Source organism: Acidiplasma aeolicum, from assembly GCF_001402945.1.
GTDB classification, from domain to species: domain Archaea; phylum Thermoplasmatota; class Thermoplasmata; order Thermoplasmatales; family Thermoplasmataceae; genus Acidiplasma; species Acidiplasma aeolicum.
Map to the genome: position 1 here is coordinate 1 of NZ_LKBG01000155.1, position 1,078 is coordinate 1,078.

General features: G+C 23.8%; 1 protein-coding gene. It reads left to right on the plus strand.

Annotation, left to right across the window (positions count from 1 at the left end; genetic code table 11):
• The first annotated feature begins 219 nt into the window (after positions 1–219).
• A complete protein-coding gene (locus AOG54_RS03855; protein WP_055032449.1) occupies positions 220–1,026 on the plus strand; it encodes a hypothetical protein in 807 nt (268 codons plus the stop codon).
• The last annotated feature ends 52 nt before the right edge of the window (positions 1,027–1,078 follow it).

Sequence of the window (1,078 nt, forward strand, 5' to 3'; positions counted from 1 at the left end):
TATTATAATAAGGTGGTAATATATTAACAATGAATCTGGATTAATTAAAAAAATAACATCAGCATCAAAAATTATTAGTGTTTATAACTTTTAATGCAATAAATATTTGCGTTTTATCATAATAGCTTAAATTATTTCGAGCACAAGATTTATATTAAAACAATTAATATTAAAAACCTAACCTTAAAAATATACTAAAATAACTAAAGTGAGAATTGAATGAGTATAAAATCAAATATGTTAAAGACCAGGATAGTTGAAAATATACCAATTACATTAGAAGGTGCGCAATTAGGTATTTTAAACGTTGAAAGATTATTTAAAGATTCACAAAATGTGAGTATTCCAACAAGATTTGCATTTCTAGAAATAGCGCTTGAAGAAGTTGCAAAAGTTTGGGGAATTATTCTTAACTTTGAAAATAATCTCTTTGACCAAAACACAGAATATATAAATGTATTTATGAAAAATGCACATATCAATCGTAATAAATATACTAAAAAGATGGACGAACTTAAAAATGTTATAATAAATTGTTGTGATAAAAAAGATATATCATCTTTGCTAATGCCTTTTAATAAAGAAACTTTCTCAAATCATAAAGAAAAAATTAAGTTTCTTTTCAGGTTTATAAAATATATTCGCAATATAGAACTACCATTAATTAGATCTAGTTCTGATAGAGTCAAATTAACAAGAGAGATTCTTGGAGAGTATATATCTAAAAGTAAACTATCCAATATGAAAGAAATTGATAAAATTATTGACAATATACTTGATGTAAATGATAGCCAGCTTACCTATATCATAGATCTTAAAGAATCAGGTCTTTATCTTGATGTTCAGAAAGGTGTTTATATAAGTCCAAGTGCAAAAAATTTTGAAATAGAAACTCTAGAAGATCTTCTAATATTACTTTTGGGAATGGCCAAAAATGAATTGGTATTAATAATTAAAGTCATAAATAACGAATCAATAAAAAATCCAAACAAAATTAAGAAAGCAAATAATGGAACTTATACGTAATATTTTCATTTTTTATTAGTTATTTTTAAGAATTTATTGTCTCTAATCATCG

Bases quoted from the DNA above. Each gene is read 5' to 3' on its own strand.
- AOG54_RS03855 (WP_055032449.1), top strand. From the start codon at position 220: ATGAGTATAAAATCAAATATGTTAAAGACCAGGATAGTTGAAAATATA.